This window comes from Algibacter amylolyticus, from assembly GCF_014202225.1.
Taxonomy (GTDB): domain Bacteria; phylum Bacteroidota; class Bacteroidia; order Flavobacteriales; family Flavobacteriaceae; genus Algibacter_B; species Algibacter_B amylolyticus.
In genome coordinates this window covers 1-21,505 of sequence record NZ_JACHGE010000013.1, presented here as the reverse complement: position 1 = coordinate 21,505, position 21,505 = coordinate 1, and the positions used below count along the sequence as shown (strand labels likewise).

Below are 21,505 nucleotides of genomic sequence, written 5' to 3'. Positions count from 1 at the left end.
ATGTTTTAAAATTAGCCCTTAAATTCGCCTTTAAAAGCTTTATAATATTCGTTGAATTTTTCTTGAGTGTCTAGAACTTTATGATCGTCCTTTTTAAACATTTTTAAATACAACTCTATTTGCGCAGGAGTTTTATAGCCCCTTAAAGGGAAAATCACATTCGCATTTTCATCTAGAAATACAATGGTAGGGTATGCACTAATTTGAAAATAGCGCGATAACTCATGTGGTGAATTTCTTCTATTCGCTTTGGCAGGATCATAATTAGGATTCGAATACGTTTTTCCGTTGTAATTAATCGCCTCATTGCCTTCAGCATTAAACTTTACGGCATAATAGTTGGCATTCACATAATCGGCTACATCTTTATTTTGAAATGTATTTCTATCTAACATTTTACAAGGTCCACACCAATTGGTGTAAGCATCCATCATTATTTTTTTAGGTTCTTTTTTCTGAAGCTGTATAGCCTCTTCCAATGTTACCCAATTAATTTCCTGAGCTATGGTATTAAAGCATGAAAAAGCAATAATACAAACTAAAAATATAAATTTCTTCATAATTGATTAAGTTGCAAAAGTTGTTCCGAACTTACAAAAAATGCTCCAAACAGGAGCATTTTCAATATTTTTTAACTAATTATTAGATTATCTCACACCGTGCATTAGTTTTTTAAGCACAGGATTTAACAACATAGAAATAACACCAACTGCTGCTGGAACTAAGGTGAAAATCAAGAAAAATGTACTTAACGAATGTTCTTCGGTTATTTTATCAATCATCCCTCCCATGGTTCCTGCTGCTTTTTGTCCTATCGCAATGGCCAAATACCAAATACCGAACATAAAACCAATCATTCTACCAGGTACTAACTTACTTAAATATGATAATCCTACAGGCGAAATACATAATTCACCCATAGTGTGAAATAGATAAGCTAATATTAAAAAGATCATACTTACAGAAGCAGTTTTTGCACCTTGATCGATTCCTAAAGTTCCAAACACTAAGAAACCGAAACCTAAACCAAGTAAAACAAGACCTATACCATATTTCATGGCTGCACTTGGGTTATATTTACTTTCCCACCATTTAGAGAAAAACGGCGCCAAAGTGATTATAAAAAATGAGTTTAAAATACCGAACCATGTCGCAGGAACTTCAGTAGTATCTTTACTAAACTCATTATTTACTTTATAGTAAACGATATACCATAAGAAAGCAAATGACACTCCTAAAATAATATTAGAATATGGGATTTTCGAATATGTTTTTTTAAACAATAAATACAAAACCCAAGTAATAATAGCCAAAGGACCAACTGTAAGAATTAAATCTATAATTTTAAATATAGTAGCAGAACTTCCCGTTAATGCTCTTTCTGTATAATCTCTAGCAAATATAGTCATAGAACCTAACGATTGCTCGAAAGCCGCAAAGAAGAAAACAGTAAAAACTCCAAACACAGAAACCGCTATAATTCGGTCTCTTACTATTGGCGTATATCGAGAAATTCTAGAAATTATTAGATATAAAAATAATGCTAACGCAGTTAAAACAGTAACATTAGACCCGTCCATATTTCCAATAGAAAAAGGAAGTAAATTTACATTTCCAATTTTGGATAATGGATCATTAAATAGATATAAAAGTCCACCTAAGGAAGATAAAATAATTAGTAATTTATCAAGAGATGTAAATGGATTTAGCTTTTCCGTTTCAGGCTTTTCGAACTTTTCGAATGGCTCCGATTCATTTAAATCCTTAGGAATTTCAACTTCATGAATTTTTGAAGGTCGCTCACCTATTTGTCCAAATAAATCTTTTGCCAACCAAAACTGAATTAACCCAAGCAGCATAAAAATACCTGCAAGACCAAAACCGTAACTCCAACCAATATTCTCAGCTAAATAACCACAAAGCATCATTCCGAAAAATGCACCAGCATTTACCCCCATGTAATAAATGGTATAAGCCCCATCTTTTTTGGACTCTTTACCTTTATACATTTCAGAAATCATAGAGGTCATATTTGGCTTAAAAAAACCTGTTCCTATAATTAATAATGCAAGACCTGCGTATAATGAAAAAGGAGTTTCAAATACCATAGCTGCGTGTCCCAACATCATTATAAAACACCCTATAATAACGGCCCATTTATAACCTGTTATTTTATCGGCAATCCAACCACCAACAATAGGTGTAAGATATAAAAGCGACCCGTAAGTACCTATTAAGGCTAAAGCATGCTCTCGAGGCCATTCCCAACCTGGATTATCGCTAATAATGGGAGCTGTTAAAAACAAAACTAAAAGAATTCGCATTCCGTAAAACGAAAAACGCTCCCACATTTCGGTGAAAAATATCACAAAAAGTCCAGCTGGATGACCAATGACTTTGTCTTTAAATAGATTTTCAATATCTGTATTCATAAAAAATATGTTGAATTATTTTAAAATAAACTAGTGTACTTTACCCATTAGCTTTTTCATTAACGGAGAAAAAGCAATTACAATTAGGCCTGCGCCTAAAGCGTATTTAGCAATTAATAGAAATCCGTCTGTATAAATACTCAAAGTGTCTAAACCACCAACATTAACATCGGTACTTTCTACAGCCAATTGTTTTGAAATAAAGCCTACAATTTGGAACGCATAAGCCGATGACAGAAACCAAATCCCCATCATAAAAGCTACAATTCGCTTTGGTGATAAATCTGTGATTTTAGATAAACCAACCGGAGACATAAATAACTCTCCAATAGAAATAATAAAATACATGATAAATAAATAAGCAAATGGCACCATACCGTTTTCGTCTGCATTATTTCCGCTTAAAGACAATATGTAGAAACTTAATCCTGCTAGAAGTAAACCAAAACCAAATTTATATGGTGTTCTAGGGTTTAAATTCTTTTTAGATAAATATGCCCATAAAAGTGAAACAGGAATCGATAATACAATTATTACCAAGGAATTTAAAGAGTTTGTTTGACTTGCATTCATAATACCATCCAAGTCTACATTTCTGTCTGCAAACAAGGTAATAACACTTCCGGAAAGCTCATGAAACCCCCAAAACAGAGTCATAAAAAACGTAATTAATAATGCCATAATTAGCTTTTTACGTTCGTCGGCAGTTGAATTATAAAGGATAATGCCCATATAAATTAAAATGGCAACACCTATAAATTTAAAAATCAAATTCACATAGTTTTGATCACCTAAAAAAGTATCTCCACCCGCAATGGCTTTATAAGAAGCAAGAACATAAGCAATTAATGGCGCACATAAAAAAGCAACAATAGGTACAAAAATTTTCTGTGGAATTCCTAGAATTTTCTTTTCATAAACAGCTTGACTTGGTGGTAAACCTCGATCCCCAAAAACATTTTTCTTAATACCACTCCAAAAGAAAATTAAACCTGCTAACATTCCAATTCCGGCTAAACCAAAACCATAATGCCAGCCATATTTTGCAGCTAACCAACCGCAAAGTAATGGCGCTACAAAACCGCCTATATTAATTCCCATATAAAAAATGGTAAAACCAGAATCTTTTCTTCGGTCACCATCTTTATATAAAGAACCTACAAATGTTGAAATGTTAGGTTTAAAAAAACCATTTCCAACAACAATAAATGCTAACGCTAAAAAGAATGCGATATCATTTTCTATGGCTAAAACAAAATGCCCGATAGACATTAAAATCCCACCTAAAAATATAGAGCTTCGCATGCCTAGTATCTTATCAGAAATTCTTCCACCAACAACTGTCGATGCGTATACTAAAGACCCATAAGATGCATAAACCGCTGCCGCTGCCACATCCTTTTCTGCCAAAGCCACAAATATCTCATTAACCATGTAAAGCATTAACAATGCTCGCATGCCATAGAAACTAAACCGTTCCCATAATTCGGCAAAAAACAAATAGAACAGGCCTTTTGGGTGCCCAAATAATTGAGGCTCTTGGTTTGTTAGAATGGTTTTAGACATATATTTATTCTTTGATTTTCAATTTCTTTTTCACTTCAATTACACCTTTATCTTTCAATTTATCACTTAGTGTTTCATAAAGGAAGTTTGTCATTTTCTTATACAAATGAAGTCTTGTATTACCGCCATAAATACTATGGTTTTTATCTGGATAAATAGCCCAGTCAAATTGTTTATCTGCTTGAATTAAAGCCTCGGCTAATCGCATTGTATTTTGTAAATGTACGTTATCATCGGCAGAACCATGTACTAAAAGGAAATCGCCTTTTAATTTATCTACATGATTTATTGGTGAGTTTTCATCATAACCACTTTCATTTTCTTGCGGCGTGGTCATATAGCGCTCTGTATAAATAGAATCGTAAAAACGCCAGCTGCTTACCGGTGCTACAGCAATAGCCATTTTAAAGACATCGTTTCCTTTAAACAAACAATTACTACTCATAAAACCACCAAAGCTCCATCCCCAAATTCCTATTCTGCTAGCATCAACATAGGGTAATGCTCCTAATTGTTTTGCGGCTTCAATTTGATCTTCAACCTCGTATTTACCTAATTCATTTTGAGTAATCTTTTTAAAATCGGCACCTTTAAATCCGGTTCCTCTACCATCAACACAAGCAATAATATAACCTTCTTGCGCTAAATGCTGAAACCAATAATCGTTGGCACTATTCCATCGGTTAGCAACTTGCTGAGACCCTGGACCAGAATATTGATACATTAATACTGGATATGTTTTGGAAGCATCAAAATTGGCTGGTTTAATCATCCACATGTTTAAATCATTTCCATTAACTGCAATGGTACTAAACTCTTTTTGAGAGGTTACATACTCTGATAATTTTTGAGCGGCCTGATCATTATCCTTAATACTTTTAATTAAATTTCCTGAAGATGCACTATTCAAAGTATATTCAGGTGGCGTTGTAGCGCTAGAAAATGTATTTATGAAAAATGAAAAATCAGCACTAAAAGCTGCATTATTTGTGCCTTCACTTTTAGTCAGTCTATTTTTGTTTCGTCCATTAAGTTTTATAGAATATACATCTCTGTTTATCGAACCATTTTCAACAGATTGATAAAAAATAGTATTCTTCTTTTCATTATAACCATAATAATCAGTCACTTCCCAGTTTCCTTTTGTAACCTGGTTAATTAAATCTCCTGTTTTATCGTAATGGTAAATATGGTTGTAGCCATCCTTCTCGCTAGTCCAAATAAAACTATTATCCTTTAAAAAAGTTAAATTATCGGTTACATCAACATAGGCTTTGTCCTTTTCAGATAAAATTAAATTTGATGTATTTCTATTGGCATCTATCATCCATAAATCCAGTTCGTTTTGATGTCTGTTCATGTATTGCGCACTTAGCACATCTGGATTATTGGTCCATTTAATTCTAGGAATATAGAAATCTTGATACACTTTATCCACCTTTACCTCTTGAGTTGCATTAGCGTATATATTGTAAATATGAAGTGAAACTTTAGAGTTTGCCTCACCAGCTTTAGGGTATTTAAAAACCTGCTGCGTTTGATAAAGTTCGGAACCATAAACATCCATTGAAAATTCTGGAACATTAGTTTCATCAAAACGGATAAAAGCAATTTTGTTACTATCGGCATTCCAATCAAAAGCTCGTACAAAGGCAAATTCCTCTTCATAAACCCAATCGGTAATACCGTTAATTATAGTATTCTTTTCGCCATCAAATGTTATTTGAGTAATTTGAGACGTATTTAAATCTTTTATATAAAGATTGTTCTCCTTTGCAAATGCTACTTTTTTTCCATCGGGAGAAAATGTAGGTTCTTGAATTTTGTCTTCAGAAATTAAATCTAACGACGCTGTTTTAATGTTATAAACGTAGTAGTGTCCTAAAACCGAATGTCTATAAATAGATTCCTCGTTAGTAGCCAAAAGAACCTGCTGCTCATCACTACTAAAGGTATAACTAGTAAAATAAGGAATAGCCTCTAGATTTGCAGAACTTATTAAGGTCTTTTCTTTTTTTAAAGTTTTATAATCGTAAATATCAACAGTGGTTGCTCGTGTTGCCCTATCAAAATTTAAAACAGAGTATTGTTGGCCATTATTCATGGAATGCAAGACATCCATATATTGGGTTCTAAAGGTACCATCCTTCCAAATATCCTCGAGGGTGATTTTTTTAGATTGTGCCGTTAAAATTGTTGTTATAAAAAGGCAAACGCCAAGGGAAAGTTTTACAAGTTTCATGTAGTTAATTTGTGTGATTTAAAAAACCTTATTCTTACTTAAACAGTTCTGTTTCAAGATAAGAAAATTAATCAATTATGTGTGTTTAGCTAAAAACGCTATTTATTTCATAAAATGATGTCAAGTTTACTAAAAATTATATAATAAATAGCAATTATTAACACTTAAATAACTCCGATTACGATAGATATTCGATATTCATACGAAGAGTAGTATATTTGCTCTGCAAATTTGTAAATTATGAGTAAACCTATTACCGGATTTTCTAAATTATCTAAATCAAAAAAAATTGATTGGATGGTAGATACTTATTTTTCTAATCCTGTAGAAGCCAAAGCCGTTTTAAAACAATATTGGAATAGCAACGATAAGCTTCAACAATTACATGATGAGTTTATAGAAAACACTATATCCAACTACTATTTACCGCTTGGTGTAGCCCCTAATTTTTTAATTAACGACAAGTTATATACCATCCCAATGGCAATCGAGGAAAGCTCGGTGGTTGCTGCGGCAAGTAAAGCTGCAAAATTTTGGTTAGAGCGTGGTGGTTTTAAAACAACTGTAATTTCTACTACAAAAATAGGACAGGTTCATTTTAATTACAAAGGCGATTTCGAAAAGCTAAAGCAGTTTTTCGACCAGGTAAAACCTAAGCTTGTTGCAGACACCGAAGTCATTACCAAAAACATGAAAAAACGTGGTGGTGGTATTTTGGATATTGAGTTGCGCGATAAGACCGCAGACATTGATAATTATTATCAATTACATGCATCTTTTGAAACTTTAGATGCCATGGGCGCCAATTTTATAAACTCATGTTTAGAGCAATTTGCAAAAACATTTAAAGCTGAAGCCTTATCTTTTAATCTGTTTACAGAAGAAGAAAAACATATAGACATTATAATGAGTATTCTCTCTAATTACGTTCCAGATTGTTTGGTACGTGCAGAAGTGAGTTGTCCTGTTGTAGATTTAAGTGAAAGCAAAACGGTTTCGGGTGAAGCTTTTGCCAAGAAATTTATACAAGCTGTAACTATAGCGGAAGTTGAACCTTACCGAGCAGTTACACACAATAAAGGCATTATGAATGGTATTGATGCCGTTGTTTTAGCTACGGGAAACGATTTTAGAGCTGTTGAAGCTGGCGTACATGCTTACGCTTCAAAAAACGGACAATATAGTAGCTTAACCCATGCTAAGGTTGAAAATGGTATTTTTTCTTTTTGGATGGAAATTCCTTTAGCATTAGGAACTGTTGGCGGCCTTACAGGCTTACATCCTTTGGTAAAATTAGCTTTAGAATTATTACATAAACCATCGGCTAAAGATTTAATGCAAATTGTTGCCGTTGCAGGATTAGCCCAAAACTTTGCTGCTTTACGTTCGCTAACCACAACGGGTATTCAAGAAGGACACATGAAAATGCACTTAATGAATATATTAAACCAGTTTGAAGCAAGCACAGAAGAAAAACACATCTTAACCAATTATTTTAAAAATAACACGATATCGCATACTGCGGTTACCGAAGCATTAAACAAACTAAGGGTTTCAAGTGAAAAATAATACATTTTATAGCCACGGTAAACTACTACTATCTGCAGAATATGTTGTTCTTGATGGTGCACTAGCTTTGGCAATTCCCACAAAATACGGGCAATCTTTAATAGTAGAACCTATTGATAAACCTGTATTACATTGGAAAAGTTTCGATGAAACTAAAAACATTTGGTTTGACACCACATTTGATTTAAAAGGAAACACTATTGAATGCCACGATTTAAATAATGCTATTTCTAACCGTTTAATTGAAATCTTACAGGCATCAAAAGCATTAAATCCTGAATTTCTAAATAGTGATCAAGGCTATAAGATTGAAACGCATTTAGAGTTTCCTAAAAACTGGGGCTTAGGCACTTCCTCTACCCTTATTACCAATATTGCAAAATGGGCTAACATTGATCCCTTTCAGCTTTTAGAAAAAACATTTGGAGGCAGTGGCTATGATATTGCCTGTGCACAACACAACCAAGCTATTACTTATAAAATAGCTGAACATAAAAAAGTAGTTGAACATTCTAATTTCAACCCAATATTTAAAGAACAGCTTTATTTTGTTCACTTAAATAAAAAACAAAATAGTCGAGATGGTATTAAGCACTATCATGAAAACAAAAAAAACGCAGCTTCTGCTATTAATGCAATAAACAAACTAACTTTAGAAATGATTAACTGCCAAACACTAGATCATTTTCAAGACTTGATGGTTAGTCATGAAAACCTTATAGCTAAACTTACCAAGCAAACTCCTGTTAAAGATATTTACTTTAAGGATTTTGATGGCGCAATAAAAAGCTTAGGCGCTTGGGGTGGCGATTTTGTTTTAGTCGCATCTAAACAAAACCCTACAACCTATTTTAACTCTAAAGGCTTCAATACTGTTATTCCATACGGTAAAATGGCCTTATAAAATTAAAGTTGAAATATATAGACATAAAAAAAGAGCTTTAAATAAAGCTCTTTTCTTGTAAATTGTAAACTAATATTATTCTACAGCGTCTTCAACCTCATCGGCTGCATCTTCTAAACCATCTCCAACGTCATCTGCTACATCTTCTATAGCGTCTTCAACTTTCTCGCCTTTTGTTTCTCTACATCCTGTAAATACTGTAGATATGGTAAATAATACTAAAAATATTTTTGCTATGTTCTTCATAATAAAAGTGTTTTAAAAATTAGTGTTTAAATCTATATTGATTTTATTTTATTTCTTTATTAAACCCTTTAATAATGATAGTACAAATAGTACTATAAAAATAAAAAATAAAATTTTTGCAATTCCAGCTGATGTTCCAGCTATTCCGCCAAATCCTAGGAATCCGGCAATTAATGCTATTATAATAAATGTGATTGTCCAACGTAACATAATAATTAGGTTTTAAAAATTAAACTCTAGTAAATGATTGACTCTCAACCCTACAATACAAAGATATAACAGCTACATAGGCGTTGTTAACTCATACAATTTGAATTTTAACTCAAATAAAGGTTATACCTGTATTATTCCATTTACGTTATAATTATAAAAAAAGACCTCCACATAAATTAAATTTATGCAAAGGTCTAATCTACTAACCAATCAATTCAAAATTAAGTTTATCCCTTAATATTATGTAACTCGTTTACAATAAATATTAACTTAATTGCGATTAATGTGTTTTCTGTAATTTATTAACAACGTATTAGCTTATATCTTCCAAAGTTTTTATTCTGGATAAGCCATGTTCTATTTTATTTTTTTGCGATTCTAAAATCGATTTAGTACTAAGTGGCAAACTTGTTTCTTTAATAACATTATTATATTCGTTTACCGCAGACTTTTCACCTCTTATAGCTTCTTCCAACATAGATTCTTCATCATCCAAAGAAAATAATGATTTAACATCCATCCACGCTCTATGTGCAGATCCCGTAATGCTTCCTCCTTTATCTATATCTTGATTAAATGTTTTTATTTCAGATTTCAACTCATGTCCAAAATCATAGCGCTCTTGTGCTTTTTGCTTGAAATAAGATTTTAGCGCTGTATTATCAACATTCTCTGCGGCTTTTTTAAATCCTTTTTCCGCATCGTACGTTTTTTCTAATAAATCGTTTAGTTTTTCGCCTACTGTTTCTGTGTAAGTACTCATTTTTTTTTGGGTTTTATATTAACAGTAATTTATTTTTAAGATGCCTACTGGTTTACATCTAAAACATGTTTAACACAACATGCTTACTTTTGCTTTTTTACAAATTTATAGCTTAGGTAAAGGTTAGGTTAATTCAATACCTTAAGTTCTTAACTCATTTAGAACACTATAAATTTTCGTTCATATAATTCGTATAATCTTTCGCTAAGCTTTTCTTTTTAGTTTCAGAAAACACTTTTCCAGCTAACTGAAAAAACGTGTGCTCTTCATCCTCTAAATGATGCTCCACTTTCTCTTTTAAATCTTTAGCATACTTTAACCAAGCTGAAGAATCATAGTCTGTTTCCTCTAACTTCTCAATTAATTCGTCAATTTCATGATGCTCTGCTATTCCATGTCTAGCTTTCTCTTGCATCATATCATTACTAATTAAAGGTTTATAAAAATGACGTTCTTCTGCATTAGCATGTATTTCCAACTCATTTTTAAGAGCATTAAACGTTTGCTTCCTTTCCTTAGATTCTCCTGATGTTTTGATTAGCTTTTTAAGTAATGCTCTTTGTGTGTTGTGATCTTTTCTTATGGCTTCAAATATGTTCATAACTCTAAGTATTTAGTTTATCTTAATTCTTCAAAATTATAACAGTTAATCGCTTAAGGTTTGTTCAATCGAAATAAAAAGTAACTGAAATGCTATTTAATCTGTTAAAAATTTCTTGTTTTTATATGGCATAATAACATTATCTTTAGTTCTTTTTAATCCTAAACGAAAAAAGTAACCAATGCTATGCTAATTTGTATCCCTGATATTAGTGGTTTTACTCAATTTATGAGTGAGACAGATTCCGACTTAAGTTCTAAAGTCATTCCGTCTTTATTGAATAATATTATTTATTCTAACGAAATTGGTTTAGAGGTTTCAGAAATTGAAGGAGATGCTGTTTTATTTTATAGAACAGGTAAATTACCCACATTAAAAGCGCTTATCGATCAATGTATTCACTTTTACACAGAGTTTTACAAACAGTTAAATATTTTAAAGGAGACTCACAATCATAATAAGGATAGTTATAAAATACCAAAAACCCTTGGACTAAAAATTATATTACATTATGGCAATGAGATTGACACCGTGCAAATAGGCAAACACATAAAACTTATGGGAGAAGATGTTATTGTTGCCCACAGACTGCTTAAAAACAAAGTCCCTAAAGATGAATATTTATTAATTTCTGAAAACTTATTCTCTCAATACGACATGAATGAATTAGACAATAAACTATATTGGGGAGAATTAAAAAAAGGAAAAAACGTATATGAACATCTAGGAGAAATTAACTACACGTATATAGATTTAGAAACTCTTTTATAAATATAACACGCAATTTTTTATGATAGAAATAGAAATAAATGCAGAAAACTCTAAAGAGATTCTTGAAGAGATCCAAAGGCAGATTGGAGGTAAGATTGAAGAAAAGTGGAGTGAAAACACACTACATGTAAATAACGATATTGCTGAAGGGACCATACGCTACATCCCTTTTGATTGGGGCGTTAACCTTTTAGATTATAATATAACTTTTAAAGAGGATGTTGTATTAAAAATGCATGCTAGCGACTATAACCCTATTAGATTTATTTACGCCCTAAACGGAAGTTTTAAACATAGATTTGGTGTTGATAAAAAGGAAGAGGAAATTGAGCAATATCAAACCTTAATTTTCACAAATAAAACGGTTGGTATTAATTACATCCATTTCCCTAAGCATACAAAGCTAGACATTAACTCAATACAAATTATAAGAAAGCACTTTTTAAAGAAACGCACTACTAATGTTTCTACATTAAATAAAAAACTATACGAAGTTTTTGTTGATACCGATCATGATAACAGATTTGCGCATTATGGCACACTGAATTTAAAAATGGCAGATTTGGTTAAAAAAACCAGAAATGTTAAGGGTAAGGGCATGTTACGAATCCTTAAGATTGAAGCTAAAATTTATGAAATATTATCGATACACATACAACAACATAACAAATTACAACAAGGTGTGCCGTTGCCAACATCGCTAATAAAGAGTGAGTTAATTACGGTTAGAAAACTAGGGCAGGCCATATTAAAACGTCCAGCAAAAGATTACTCTTTAGATCAATTATCTGCAAATTCGGGTTTATCGCAAGCCAAATTGCAAGATGGATTTAAGTTTTTATATACACGAACAGTTACCGAGTATATTAGACATGTAAGATTAGAGGCCGCCAGAGAATTAATGACTACTACAGATTTAAATATTACTCAAATTGTTTACTCTATAGGTTTTACAAGTAGAAGTTATTTTTCAAAAATATTTAAAGAAAAATATGGTGTAACACCCAACGAATTTAAAAAACAGTTAATAGTACCCATTGCAATATAACAACAAGTAGAAACGATTAATACCCTATTTGATATAAATAAAAAAGCCTCGTTTAACGAGGCTTTTTTATTTATAAGTATTTTGTGTTCTATTGAATTTGACTAGAAACTCTATTGTCTTCAATATCTGCAGCATCTTTTAAAGCATTGTACAATTTAGTAGTAACTGTACTTGCTTTTTGTTGTTCTACTCTATTTGCAGCCGCTTGGTAGTTCTCTAAAGCAACAGCTGGAGTTATTTTAGTAACCTGTACCATGTACACACCATTAGTTCCATCAATTAAACCAGAAGTTTCTCCTTCTTTTAGTCCAAAAGCAGCTCCAACTAACATTGGTTCTCTTCCTGCTCCAGATACCGTTGGGTTTTTCATATTTACTCCAGTTGCTGTTCTTACATTAGTGTTTTCAGCAGCAGCTAAATCTTCTAAAGTATTTACAGAAACTCTTTCTCTTATAAGTTTCGCTTTCTTTTGTTTTCTAATAATTGGTAACACTTTAGCAGTAGCATCATCAGCGCTCATTAAACCTGCTTCATGTTTTGCTACCAATTGTGCAATTACATAACCATTAGAAACATTAAAACGCTTAATATCTCCAACTTTAGCATCTTCTTCAAACGTCCAACGTACAATTGGTCTTTGGTTTCCAACACCAGGAATATTTTCATCCAATGCTTTAATACCATTTACTGGTCTTAACGTGTATTTGTTTTCTTTTGCTAAAGCTTCAAAATCGCCTTCTCCTGCTTTAATCTCAAAGTTAGAAGCATCTCTAAACACCTTATCAGTAGTTGTTTCAGATGGTTCTATTTTTCTTGCAATAGTTCCAACTTTTACAGCTTTGGTTTTGTTTTTCTGTCCTTCAACTTCAATTATATGAAATCCAAATACCGTTTTAACAACTCCTAAATCACCTGTTTTTCCTTCAAATTCAAAATCATTAAATTCAGGAACCATAGTGTTGTATGGGTGCCAATCGTAACGTCCTTCTTTAGCAACACTTCCTTGATCTGATGAAAATTCTTTTACAAAATCAGGGAATTTTGAACGGTTTCTTTTAAGTATATTTAATAAGCTATCTGCTGTCTTTTTCGCATCGGCCTCTGTAGTTGTAACATCTGGCCCTGCACTTTGTGCTCCTCTAAAAGGAATTAAAATGTGTCTTACTTTAGCAGAATCTGGAATTTGTTTAACAGCTATAACCTTAGTTATTTTAAATGATCCATCGTGTTTGTATGGTCCATAAACTTCACCTTCATTTAAATTATAAATAGCATCGGCAGCTTCAGTTGGTAAACTAGATTTAAATACAAAACGATCATCAAATTTAACATCTGATGCAGCAATTGAGTTTATATAAGCAGCATTATCTTTAACTTTAGAAAAAGCTACAATTGTATCTTTTCTTCCTCGGCTATCAACAAATCTACCATTTACAAACGTATTTAATTCTGCTTTAATAGTATTTTCATCATCAATAGATGCTATTTCCTTAAACTCTACAAAGCGAATATCTCTTGAAGCCTCAACTTTATATTGATTCTTATTTTCTTTAATGTAATTTGTAATATCAGATTTAGATACAGCAATAGTACTATCAGGAATTGTAGAAAAATTAACCTGAACATATCTAAGGTCTACTTTATTCCCTTCTAATTCGTGATTTAATTTACCTTCAGCAAGTGTACCCGATAAACCAGCTTTAACCATATTAAAATAGTTTTGGCTTAAAGCATTCGAGGCTACTTGTTGTTCGTAATTAACCCAACTAGCAAAACCTTCTGGCGACGTTTCTTTTAAATTCGCGATATACTCGTTCATTTTGTTTTCATCAAAAAGACCAGCTTCATTTAAAAAGTTTTGGTTTGTAGCTAAAGACGTTTTAAGTAAGTCTCTCATTTGATCTTTTTCAACAGAAATTTCAAGCTCGTCAAATTGGGTTTGCATCACAGCTTGTCTCACCTCTTGGTTCCAAACTTGGTTCATAACCTGCGTGCTTGTTGCATTAGGCCCCATTTGTCTTTGTAACTGCTCTACTTTCTGCATGAAACCTTCACGAGTAATATCCTTACCATTTATAGTTGCAACAATGTTTTGCGACTTTGAAGTTAAAGCATCACTGTTTTTAAACAAATCTGCTAATACAAAAGAAAATAGCGCTAATGCGATGATTAATATTAAGAATAGTGAACGTTGTCTTATCTTATTTAAAACTGCCATTTGTAAATCTAATTTTTAAAATCCGTTGTTGGAATTGCTTGTTTAGTTGATATGATTTGCCGTAAACTGGCAAAAATATCGTGCGCGAAAATACCATTTTCCTTTCAATAATAAAAGGGATATTTATTATTTGTTAAGTTGTTTAAATTGCACAGGATATTGTTATGAATATTACGCGTTTGATTAATGCCAATAATTAAATAACCTTAGCCCTATTTATGGGACAAATATTAATTAAAAAGAGGCTAGTATCGACCTTAAAAAAACCAAGAATTAATTTAATCTTCTTGTAAAATTTTAACCTCTACCATATCAATCTTAGTATTAGAAACTTCTAGAATAGAAAATTGAAATGTATCTATATTTACAATATCGTTTTGAGTTGGAATTTCTTCGGTATGATTTACAATTAAACCTCCAAGTGTTTCGTAGTTTTCGCTCTCAGGAAGATTAATTTTGTAAGTTTCATTAATATAATCTACCTCTAAACGGGCAGAGAACTTATAGGTATCGTTATCCAGCACTTCTTCAATAAGTACCACAGAATCATGTTCGTCTTCAATTTCGCCAAATAATTCTTCAACAATATCCTCTACCGTCATAATACCAGAAGTTCCACCGTATTCATCTAAAACAACAGCAATACTACGCCGTTTTTTAGTTAACACGTTTAGCACATCTTTAATTAACACTGTTTCTGGTACAAACTCAACAGGCGTTAACATCGACTTTATGGTCTTTCCTTTTTTAAATAATTCGAATGAGTGTACGTAACCTAAAATATCATCAACCGTATCTTTATAAACCAAAATCTTTGTCCTTCCTGTTTCAGTAAACAAAGCATTTAATGATTTTACAGAGTTAGATATTTCTACGGCTATAATTTCGGTTCTAGGAACCATAACTTCGCGCGCTTTAACTTCTGAAAATTCTAAAGCATTTTGAAAAATTTGTATTTCGGAATCTACTTCATCTTGTTCTTCTACAGATTCCATTTGCTCGCTAATATAATTACCAAGTTCTACCTTAGTAAAAGCGAGTTGAATTTGATCGCCTTCGGTTTTAAAGAATACCTTTAATACAAAGTCGGAAATCCAAATAACAAAATCTGAAATTAAAGAAAACAACACATAAAATATATAGGCAGGAACCGCCAAAGCTTTAATTAAAGTATTGGCATAAATTTGAAAGAATACTTTTGGAAGAAACTCCGCTGTTATTAAAATAACAAATGTTGAAATTATAGTTTGGGTAAGTAAACTTAGGTCTGTAAACAAATAATCTAAAAAAGTGTAAGGTGTTGGCAATAGCGTTTGGAACCAATTTACCAACAAGTCGCCCATAAAGAAGCCATATATAACAAGGGCTATATTATTACCAATTAACATGGTGGTAATAAACTTTGATGGCTTTACGGTTAGTTTACTTAAAGCTTTAGCCAGTATTCCATCTTGCTTTTTTTCAATTTCAATATGGATTTTGTTTGAAGATACATAGGCAATCTCCATTCCCGAAAAAAAAGCCGATAGTATTAGTGAAACAATTATGATAATTACATAAATGCTCATCTACTTCGAGTTATTATTATCTTCAATTTTTTTTGCAAATTTTCTTCTAAAGAAATACATAAAAATAGCTAATGCTGCTAAACCAAGTGAAATATAAGCGCCATTTCTATTAATATTCCATTTTGATATACCATCATATATAAATAATACAGCAAAAACTAAATAAGCGTATTGAAAAATTTTTGAAAACTTCATGTGTTACAATCTGTAATTAGGGTATAAAGATACTTAAAATTGAGAAGTGAAATTTTTAATTAGTAGAAATTAATCTTCTAAGGTAATAATACCGGTAACCTCTAGCACTTCGGCGTTTGAGAATTCTGAATTAGAATCAAAACCATTGCCGTTTATTAAGTCTGTTTTGGTTTTAAAACTAACAGGCTTGTTGGTAGAAAGCCATTCTTTGGTTGTATTGTAGAATAATTGTTCTGTTTTTAATACTTGATTATCGTGCGTTGTAATAACCACATTATCCTGCATATCTATTAAATTAGTATTATCGTAAACAAAGGCATTATCTGCTTGCACAGTACTTTTTTTGTTATCCTTATCATAGATGTAAAGTGTAACACCATCTGTAAACTGACGAAACGGAAAATCCCTATTCGTATAATCCAATACTTTAGTGCTAATTAAATTGGCAGATACCCTACCTGAATCTGTATATTTTAAGTTAACATTATGATCTACTCCTATTGGTTCATTTTCTGAAATTCCTATTTTTTGAACTTGCTTAAAACTATCATTACATGAAAAAAACATAGTCACAATAAAAATTGTGACTATGTTAAAAATATTATATGAAATGTGTTTTCTCATTAGATACTTGGTACGGTTACAGAAGACCCAATCCAACAACCAATTTTAATGGTTTGACCTGCTCTACCTGAACTAAATATTTCAGATTTTTGAGGTGCTTTTGCTTTGTAATTAGCAACAGATTGAGATGCTGCTTTACTTAAAGTTGGATCTACACTAGCTGCTCTTTGCGCCTCTTTTGCTGCTAACCAGTACACTGCTCTCTTATCGAAGTTAGAATCTCCACAGTTATTAGCACTTGCTGCATACATAGCTGCTATAGCAATATGAGGGCGACCGTTTGATGGGTTAAGCGATAATGCTTGTCTGTAATATCCTCTAGCTTTACCATAACTACCTCTAGCTTTTAACTTAGTAGCAATTCTGTAATATAATTTAGACTTTTTAAAACTATCTGTTTCAAGACTAATAGCTTGCTCAAAAAATTCGATTGCCTCGTTAGTTTTACCATCTTTATCTTTTAATAATCCTAGGTAGTAAGCAGAATTAGCCGATGGACTAATATTATGATATGCATTTACTAAATCAAAGAATAAAGGATCGTCTGTACATTCTTTTTGAGACATCTTTCCAGCTGCACGTTGTAACCAAACTGCATTGTTTCTATTAGCTTCAAAATCTTTTCTGTATAAAGGAATAAGGTTTTGGCAGTTTGCTCTATCACCTAATTTACCATCAATACTACCAGAAATTTGATCGTAAGCTTTCAAATAGCTTTCGTAGTATTTTTTATATTTACCTTCTTTTTTAGTTAAAGCAACTTCAGCATCTTCCTTTTCAATTAATTTATTTAATTTTTCAGAAAAACTTTTTACTTCATCTTCAACTTTTTCTACAACATCATCATACTTATTAAATAAGTCTGCAGCAGGTTTTTTACCAGCATCATATAAATCTACCATTAAAGAGAAATATGTATATAAACTTTTAGGGTTTGTAAATGTTGCTTTATCCAATTGGTAAGCCGCATCAAAAGCGTTATATAACTCTTCTGTACTTTTGCCTAATACATCCTTATTATCATACATTAATTGAGCAGCTTGCGCAGCATACTCACCTTTTGGAGTTTTACTAGCAAAATGTTCTGCCTTTTGCTCCCAAAGCTTTAAAAGGTCATTTATAAAAGCAACTTTATCAGCTCCAGATGCCTTATCAATTTTATCTTCTAATATTTTTTCACCATCAACGTAAATAGCGTTATTAAATTTAGGACACTTATTTCTTACTGCCATCCAAGGCTCGTAAGCAGCATCATAATTTTTTGCTTTTACATATTCATGGAATATAGAAAGCTTCGTCATACATTCTTCATCTTGCTGAGCAAAACCAAAGTTTAACCCAATAAAGAAAAATGCTAATAGTAATGTAATTTTTGTTTTCATGATAATAATTTTGTAATGTTAATCATACTTTCGTTTCTGGAACCATCTATCGTTCAAAGATAAACTTAATTGTAAATTAATAAAATTCTCTTGAATTAAATTACTGTTTTTTGTTCCGCGTTGGCCAAATTCAAATCCTAAATTCGCATTTGAGAATAATCTTGCATCGCCAACTGGTATACCTACTCCAAAAGATATGCCAAACTCTTTAATAGATTCATCATTTATATTTAAACCTGTTTCTTCTGTTCTAAATCCAGCCCTGTAAACAACACGTTTCCAATAACTTCTAAATGAATTATACTGCGGAATATAAAAACCTCCTAAAGAAAAGGAATATGCATCTTCATAGGTAGTTCCGTTACTAAATAATTCGTTAGAAAAAGAACCTGTCTTTAAAAAGGTAGTTTCTGCACCAACAAACCATTTTCTAGGTTTCCCAATACCACCACCAAAAGTAAATTTAGATGGCATAACTAATTCTGTTTCATCTAAACCATCAGCACTTAAATCTAAATTAACAACGTTTCTTTCGTTTTCTTGCCCTTGACTACCAACCGTAATTGTCGATATGGTACGCTCGTTTAAAGAAATTAAAGTACTTTTTGGTGTATACGTAACACTAGATACAAATTCTAGGTTCTTGCTTATCATGGTTTTATAAGATAAACCTAAATTAATATTTAATCCGCTTAAATCGGATCTATTATTCTCTTTAGACTGGTATTGGGTAGGTAAACCATCAGAGTATTGGTAATTAACAATACTGTTTTTTGTATGCCCGAAGTTATATTGAAAATCCACACCAACACTTACACCTTTAGCAACTTGGTAACCAAAACCTAAAAAGGCTTTATTTAAACCACCTTCGCCCTCAAATCTATTATCAATATCACCATCTGCGTTTGTACCTTCTAGCTTATAACCAACCGATGTATAAGGCAATAAGCCAAAACCTACCCCAAATTTACCTAAAGGAATATTAACAGCTAGGTAATCAAAAGTCGTAGATGATGCATCATCACTACTCGCACTACTTTCTATAGTCGAACTTGTGTAACTACCACCAACAGCAAACTTAACAGGTCTGCTTTCGTTATCCCAAAGCTCCAAATTATCACTAGCGTAAGACGCAGGATTCCTTAAGTTAACGTGAATACTATCGTTGTATATACTCAAACCTCCCATACTTCTATTCTCTACAGTACCTTTAAACTTTAAGCTACCAATACCGTAATAGGAATAAGGAGATGTTGTTCCTTGTTGTGCATAACCGTGCATTGCAATTATTGCAATAAAAACTAATACAAGTTTTTTAATCATTCGTTTGAGTTAAATTGTAAAATATAGTTTAATCCTTCTAAAAGAAAATTAGGATTGGCAAATATGCTACTTTTTAATTGTTTAGACAAGAATTTAGTATCTCCACCTGTTAAAATTACTGTTAAATCAGAATATTTTTCTTCATAACATTCAATAACACCTTCAATTTCCTTTAAAAACCCCAAAACAACACCAGAATGTATCGAGGCTTCTGTAGAATTCCCAATAATACTTTCCGGAATTTCTTTATCTAACAACGGTAATTTAGCTGTAAAATTATTCAAAGCCTTATAACGCATATTAATACCAGGCGAAATAGCACCACCTAAATACTCATTATTAATATTTATAAAATCATAGGTAACACATGTACCCGCATCGATAATAAGCACATTCTTCTCAGAAAACTTCTTAATAGAACTACAAACCAAAGCAATCCTATCTACACCTAAAGTTTTAGGGGTGCTGTAAAGGTTTTTAAAAGGCAATTTAGTGTTAGAGTCCAAAACAAGAACATTAAAGCGCTTAGAAATGGATTTAACAGTTAATTTATCAAGATTCCCAACCGAGGATATAATAACATTATCCAAATCCAGATAATGCTTTGCTAACACATCAATTTCATCCTCTACAGCCTTAAGTAAAACAACACGCCTATCTAAAAGTTCACTACCTTTAAAAACGGCCAATTTAACGTAAGAGTTACCTACATCAATAATTAAATTCATAGTTTATTAAAACGCTAAAATTACAAAACCACAAATAATAAATAACTAAAAATCTCTATAATATTAATAACAAATAAGTTACCTCTCAATTTTAAAAATAAATTAAAAAAAATAAAAATTTTGCGTTTTTCTCTTGGCGAATAACAAAATTGAATATATATTTGCAACCGCTTTGGCGAGGTACCTTAGCTCAGTTGGTAGAGCAAAGGACTGAAAATCCTTGTGTCCCTGGTTCGATTCCTGGAGGTACCACAAAAAAATCCCGAAACTTAGGTTTACGGGATTTTTTGTTTCTAATAAGTTCTACTTTTTTGGCGGTTTTTTAAATACAAGCCTAATAGAAAATAGCCAAAAGGCTATTACAAAAATTAAAACAATTTAAAAACCGCGCTATCCGTTACTAGTTTTGTAAAACCATAAATGGAAGTTTTACAAAAGCTAACCACTTCTATCGCTCCCGCACTTATATGCCAACATAATAATAAACCTTTAAGGCCAGTTCATCTTCTGCAAACAATTATTAAGCTCCAGTAAAATATAATCTATATTCTAACGTAATTCAGAAAAGGATCTAGTGTAAACATTATTTAACACATTCCAAGGCTTTTTAATATTGTTTATAAACACCTTTCTTTTTATGTATTTAAAACTAAATATAAAATATAGCGTGTCGTCTAAGAGATAAGAAGCACCTTCTTAATGGCGTTATGGAATCACAAATCTTCAAGTGGTAATAAAATAGTAGCAGCTTATAAAGTCAAAATTATAACCCTAATCATTCAACTTATAAAATAAAATGAAGGAATTCAAGCTTTACCTAATGATTAAAATACCTTACTAAAAGGTAAGATAAAGCAATAGAAAAATACAATTAAAAGGATAAACCACATTTACAACAGTAAAAGAAAAAGACCTATATACATAATAAGCGCGTAAAATTAACATATGGCAACAAAACTATAGGGAAAAGAAAGCGTTCTAAAAACATTTTTAACAATTATAGATTTTCAATCCTTCAGTTTAGCGCAAAAAAAATCCTCAACAAATAAATGTTGAGGATTAAAAAAGGCAACGACCTACTCTCCCACAAATGTAGTACCATCGGCGCTAAT

At 31.9% G+C, this 21,505-nt stretch carries 19 protein-coding genes and 1 tRNA gene; 5 read left to right on the top strand and 15 right to left on the bottom strand.

Annotation, left to right across the window (positions count from 1 at the left end; genetic code table 11):
• Positions 1-11 precede the first annotated feature (11 nt).
• The 4 genes from HNQ90_RS17500 to HNQ90_RS17485 all read right to left on the bottom strand — a co-directional run bounded on the left by HNQ90_RS17500 (position 12) and on the right by HNQ90_RS17485 (position 6,240).
• Complete coding sequence (locus HNQ90_RS17500) at positions 12-560, bottom strand: thioredoxin family protein (protein ID WP_144118232.1); 549 nt, start codon at positions 558-560, stop codon at positions 12-14.
• 87 nt (positions 561-647) lie between these two features.
• Positions 648-2,432 (bottom strand): peptide MFS transporter, encoded by a 1,785-nt coding sequence (locus tag HNQ90_RS17495; RefSeq protein ID WP_144118233.1) that lies wholly within the window; start codon positions 2,430-2,432, stop codon positions 648-650.
• 30 nt (positions 2,433-2,462) lie between these two features.
• Positions 2,463-3,998, bottom strand: coding sequence for a peptide MFS transporter (locus HNQ90_RS17490; protein ID WP_144118234.1), 1,536 nt, complete (start codon positions 3,996-3,998; stop codon positions 2,463-2,465).
• A 4-nt stretch (positions 3,999-4,002) separates the two neighbouring features.
• Positions 4,003-6,240 carry a S9 family peptidase gene (locus HNQ90_RS17485; RefSeq protein WP_144118235.1) on the bottom strand — a complete coding sequence of 746 codons (2,238 nt, stop codon included), beginning with the start codon at positions 6,238-6,240 and terminating at the stop codon, positions 4,003-4,005.
• A gap of 240 nt (positions 6,241-6,480) precedes the next feature.
• Between HNQ90_RS17485 and HNQ90_RS17480 the strand changes: the two genes are divergently transcribed.
• A complete protein-coding gene (locus HNQ90_RS17480) occupies positions 6,481-7,809 on the top strand; it encodes a hydroxymethylglutaryl-CoA reductase, degradative (protein WP_144118236.1) in 1,329 nt (442 codons plus the stop codon).
• Positions 7,799-8,713 carry a GYDIA family GHMP kinase gene (locus tag HNQ90_RS17475; protein ID WP_144118237.1) on the top strand — a complete coding sequence of 305 codons (915 nt, stop codon included), beginning with the start codon at positions 7,799-7,801 and terminating at the stop codon, positions 8,711-8,713. The genes HNQ90_RS17480 and HNQ90_RS17475 overlap by 11 nt, the downstream gene beginning before the upstream one ends.
• A gap of 75 nt (positions 8,714-8,788) precedes the next feature.
• Here the strand turns inward: HNQ90_RS17475 and HNQ90_RS17470 are convergent, their stop codons facing one another.
• The 4 genes from HNQ90_RS17470 to HNQ90_RS17455 all read right to left on the bottom strand — a co-directional run bounded on the left by HNQ90_RS17470 (position 8,789) and on the right by HNQ90_RS17455 (position 10,536).
• Positions 8,789-8,959 carry a hypothetical protein gene (locus HNQ90_RS17470; RefSeq protein ID WP_172625935.1) on the bottom strand — a complete coding sequence of 57 codons (171 nt, stop codon included), beginning with the start codon at positions 8,957-8,959 and terminating at the stop codon, positions 8,789-8,791.
• Between the two features lie 48 nt (positions 8,960-9,007).
• A complete protein-coding gene (locus HNQ90_RS17465; RefSeq protein ID WP_144118238.1) occupies positions 9,008-9,169 on the bottom strand; it encodes a DUF1328 domain-containing protein in 162 nt (53 codons plus the stop codon).
• Positions 9,170-9,485: 316 nt separating this feature from the next.
• The gene (locus HNQ90_RS17460; RefSeq protein ID WP_144118239.1) at positions 9,486-9,935 is read right to left on the bottom strand and encodes a ferritin-like domain-containing protein; all 450 of its coding nucleotides are present in this window, start codon (positions 9,933-9,935) and stop codon (positions 9,486-9,488) included.
• Positions 9,936-10,101: 166 nt separating this feature from the next.
• On the bottom strand, positions 10,102-10,536 hold the full coding sequence (locus tag HNQ90_RS17455; protein WP_144118240.1) for a hemerythrin domain-containing protein: 435 nt from the start codon (positions 10,534-10,536) through the stop codon (positions 10,102-10,104).
• A gap of 228 nt (positions 10,537-10,764) precedes the next feature.
• Between HNQ90_RS17455 and HNQ90_RS17450 the strand changes: the two genes are divergently transcribed.
• A complete protein-coding gene (locus HNQ90_RS17450) occupies positions 10,765-11,307 on the top strand; it encodes a DUF2652 domain-containing protein (protein WP_241678406.1) in 543 nt (180 codons plus the stop codon).
• Positions 11,308-11,326: 19 nt separating this feature from the next.
• Positions 11,327-12,355 carry a helix-turn-helix domain-containing protein gene (locus tag HNQ90_RS17445; RefSeq protein ID WP_144118242.1) on the top strand — a complete coding sequence of 343 codons (1,029 nt, stop codon included), beginning with the start codon at positions 11,327-11,329 and terminating at the stop codon, positions 12,353-12,355.
• 88 nt (positions 12,356-12,443) lie between these two features.
• Here HNQ90_RS17445 and HNQ90_RS17440 read toward each other — a convergent pair whose 3' ends face one another.
• From HNQ90_RS17440 to HNQ90_RS17410, 7 genes are all read right to left on the bottom strand, one after another.
• On the bottom strand, positions 12,444-14,573 hold the full coding sequence (locus HNQ90_RS17440; protein ID WP_144118243.1) for a peptidylprolyl isomerase: 2,130 nt from the start codon (positions 14,571-14,573) through the stop codon (positions 12,444-12,446).
• Between the two features lie 278 nt (positions 14,574-14,851).
• Positions 14,852-16,141, bottom strand: coding sequence for a hemolysin family protein (locus HNQ90_RS17435; RefSeq protein ID WP_144118244.1), 1,290 nt, complete (start codon positions 16,139-16,141; stop codon positions 14,852-14,854).
• A complete protein-coding gene (locus tag HNQ90_RS17430) occupies positions 16,142-16,336 on the bottom strand; it encodes a hypothetical protein (protein ID WP_144118245.1) in 195 nt (64 codons plus the stop codon).
• Between the two features lie 69 nt (positions 16,337-16,405).
• Entirely contained in the window at positions 16,406-16,960 is a 555-nt protein-coding gene (gene lptC / locus HNQ90_RS17425; RefSeq protein WP_144118246.1) for an LPS export ABC transporter periplasmic protein LptC, read from the bottom strand.
• Positions 16,960-18,342, bottom strand: coding sequence for a tetratricopeptide repeat protein (locus HNQ90_RS17420; protein WP_144118247.1), 1,383 nt, complete (start codon positions 18,340-18,342; stop codon positions 16,960-16,962). The genes lptC and HNQ90_RS17420 overlap by 1 nt, the downstream gene beginning before the upstream one ends.
• Before the next feature lie 18 nt (positions 18,343-18,360).
• Positions 18,361-19,665 carry a BamG family beta-barrel-assembly machinery protein gene (bamG, locus tag HNQ90_RS17415; protein ID WP_144118248.1) on the bottom strand — a complete coding sequence of 435 codons (1,305 nt, stop codon included), beginning with the start codon at positions 19,663-19,665 and terminating at the stop codon, positions 18,361-18,363.
• Positions 19,662-20,393, bottom strand: a complete 732-nt coding sequence (locus HNQ90_RS17410; RefSeq protein WP_144118249.1) for a type III pantothenate kinase — start codon at positions 20,391-20,393, stop codon at positions 19,662-19,664. The genes bamG and HNQ90_RS17410 overlap by 4 nt, the downstream gene beginning before the upstream one ends.
• Positions 20,394-20,572: 179 nt before the next feature.
• Between HNQ90_RS17410 and HNQ90_RS17405 the strand changes: the two genes are divergently transcribed.
• Positions 20,573-20,645, top strand: a tRNA-Phe gene (locus HNQ90_RS17405).
• The last annotated feature ends 860 nt before the right edge of the window (positions 20,646-21,505 follow it).

What these genes read in the sequence shown, in the direction of transcription:
- HNQ90_RS17445 (WP_144118242.1), top strand. Translation starts at nt 11,327, where the DNA reads ATGATAGAAATAGAAATAAATGCAGAAAACTCTAAAGAGATTCTTGAA.
- HNQ90_RS17500 (WP_144118232.1), bottom strand. Translation starts at nt 560, where the DNA reads ATGAAGAAATTTATATTTTTAGTTTGTATTATTGCTTTTTCATGCTTT.
- HNQ90_RS17455 (WP_144118240.1), bottom strand. Translation starts at nt 10,536, where the DNA reads ATGAACATATTTGAAGCCATAAGAAAAGATCACAACACACAAAGAGCA.
- lptC (WP_144118246.1), bottom strand. Translation starts at nt 16,960, where the DNA reads ATGAGAAAACACATTTCATATAATATTTTTAACATAGTCACAATTTTT.
- HNQ90_RS17450 (WP_241678406.1), top strand. Translation starts at nt 10,765, where the DNA reads ATGAGTGAGACAGATTCCGACTTAAGTTCTAAAGTCATTCCGTCTTTA.
- HNQ90_RS17490 (WP_144118234.1), bottom strand. Translation starts at nt 3,998, where the DNA reads ATGTCTAAAACCATTCTAACAAACCAAGAGCCTCAATTATTTGGGCAC.
- bamG (WP_144118248.1), bottom strand. Translation starts at nt 19,665, where the DNA reads ATGATTAAAAAACTTGTATTAGTTTTTATTGCAATAATTGCAATGCAC.
- HNQ90_RS17420 (WP_144118247.1), bottom strand. Translation starts at nt 18,342, where the DNA reads ATGAAAACAAAAATTACATTACTATTAGCATTTTTCTTTATTGGGTTA.
- HNQ90_RS17495 (WP_144118233.1), bottom strand. Translation starts at nt 2,432, where the DNA reads ATGAATACAGATATTGAAAATCTATTTAAAGACAAAGTCATTGGTCAT.
- HNQ90_RS17485 (WP_144118235.1), bottom strand. Translation starts at nt 6,240, where the DNA reads ATGAAACTTGTAAAACTTTCCCTTGGCGTTTGCCTTTTTATAACAACA.
- HNQ90_RS17430 (WP_144118245.1), bottom strand. Translation starts at nt 16,336, where the DNA reads ATGAAGTTTTCAAAAATTTTTCAATACGCTTATTTAGTTTTTGCTGTA.
- HNQ90_RS17470 (WP_172625935.1), bottom strand. Translation starts at nt 8,959, where the DNA reads ATGAAGAACATAGCAAAAATATTTTTAGTATTATTTACCATATCTACA.
- HNQ90_RS17440 (WP_144118243.1), bottom strand. Translation starts at nt 14,573, where the DNA reads ATGGCAGTTTTAAATAAGATAAGACAACGTTCACTATTCTTAATATTA.
- HNQ90_RS17465 (WP_144118238.1), bottom strand. Translation starts at nt 9,169, where the DNA reads ATGTTACGTTGGACAATCACATTTATTATAATAGCATTAATTGCCGGA.
- HNQ90_RS17435 (WP_144118244.1), bottom strand. Translation starts at nt 16,141, where the DNA reads ATGAGCATTTATGTAATTATCATAATTGTTTCACTAATACTATCGGCT.
- HNQ90_RS17460 (WP_144118239.1), bottom strand. Translation starts at nt 9,935, where the DNA reads ATGAGTACTTACACAGAAACAGTAGGCGAAAAACTAAACGATTTATTA.
- HNQ90_RS17410 (WP_144118249.1), bottom strand. Translation starts at nt 20,393, where the DNA reads ATGAATTTAATTATTGATGTAGGTAACTCTTACGTTAAATTGGCCGTT.
- HNQ90_RS17480 (WP_144118236.1), top strand. Translation starts at nt 6,481, where the DNA reads ATGAGTAAACCTATTACCGGATTTTCTAAATTATCTAAATCAAAAAAA.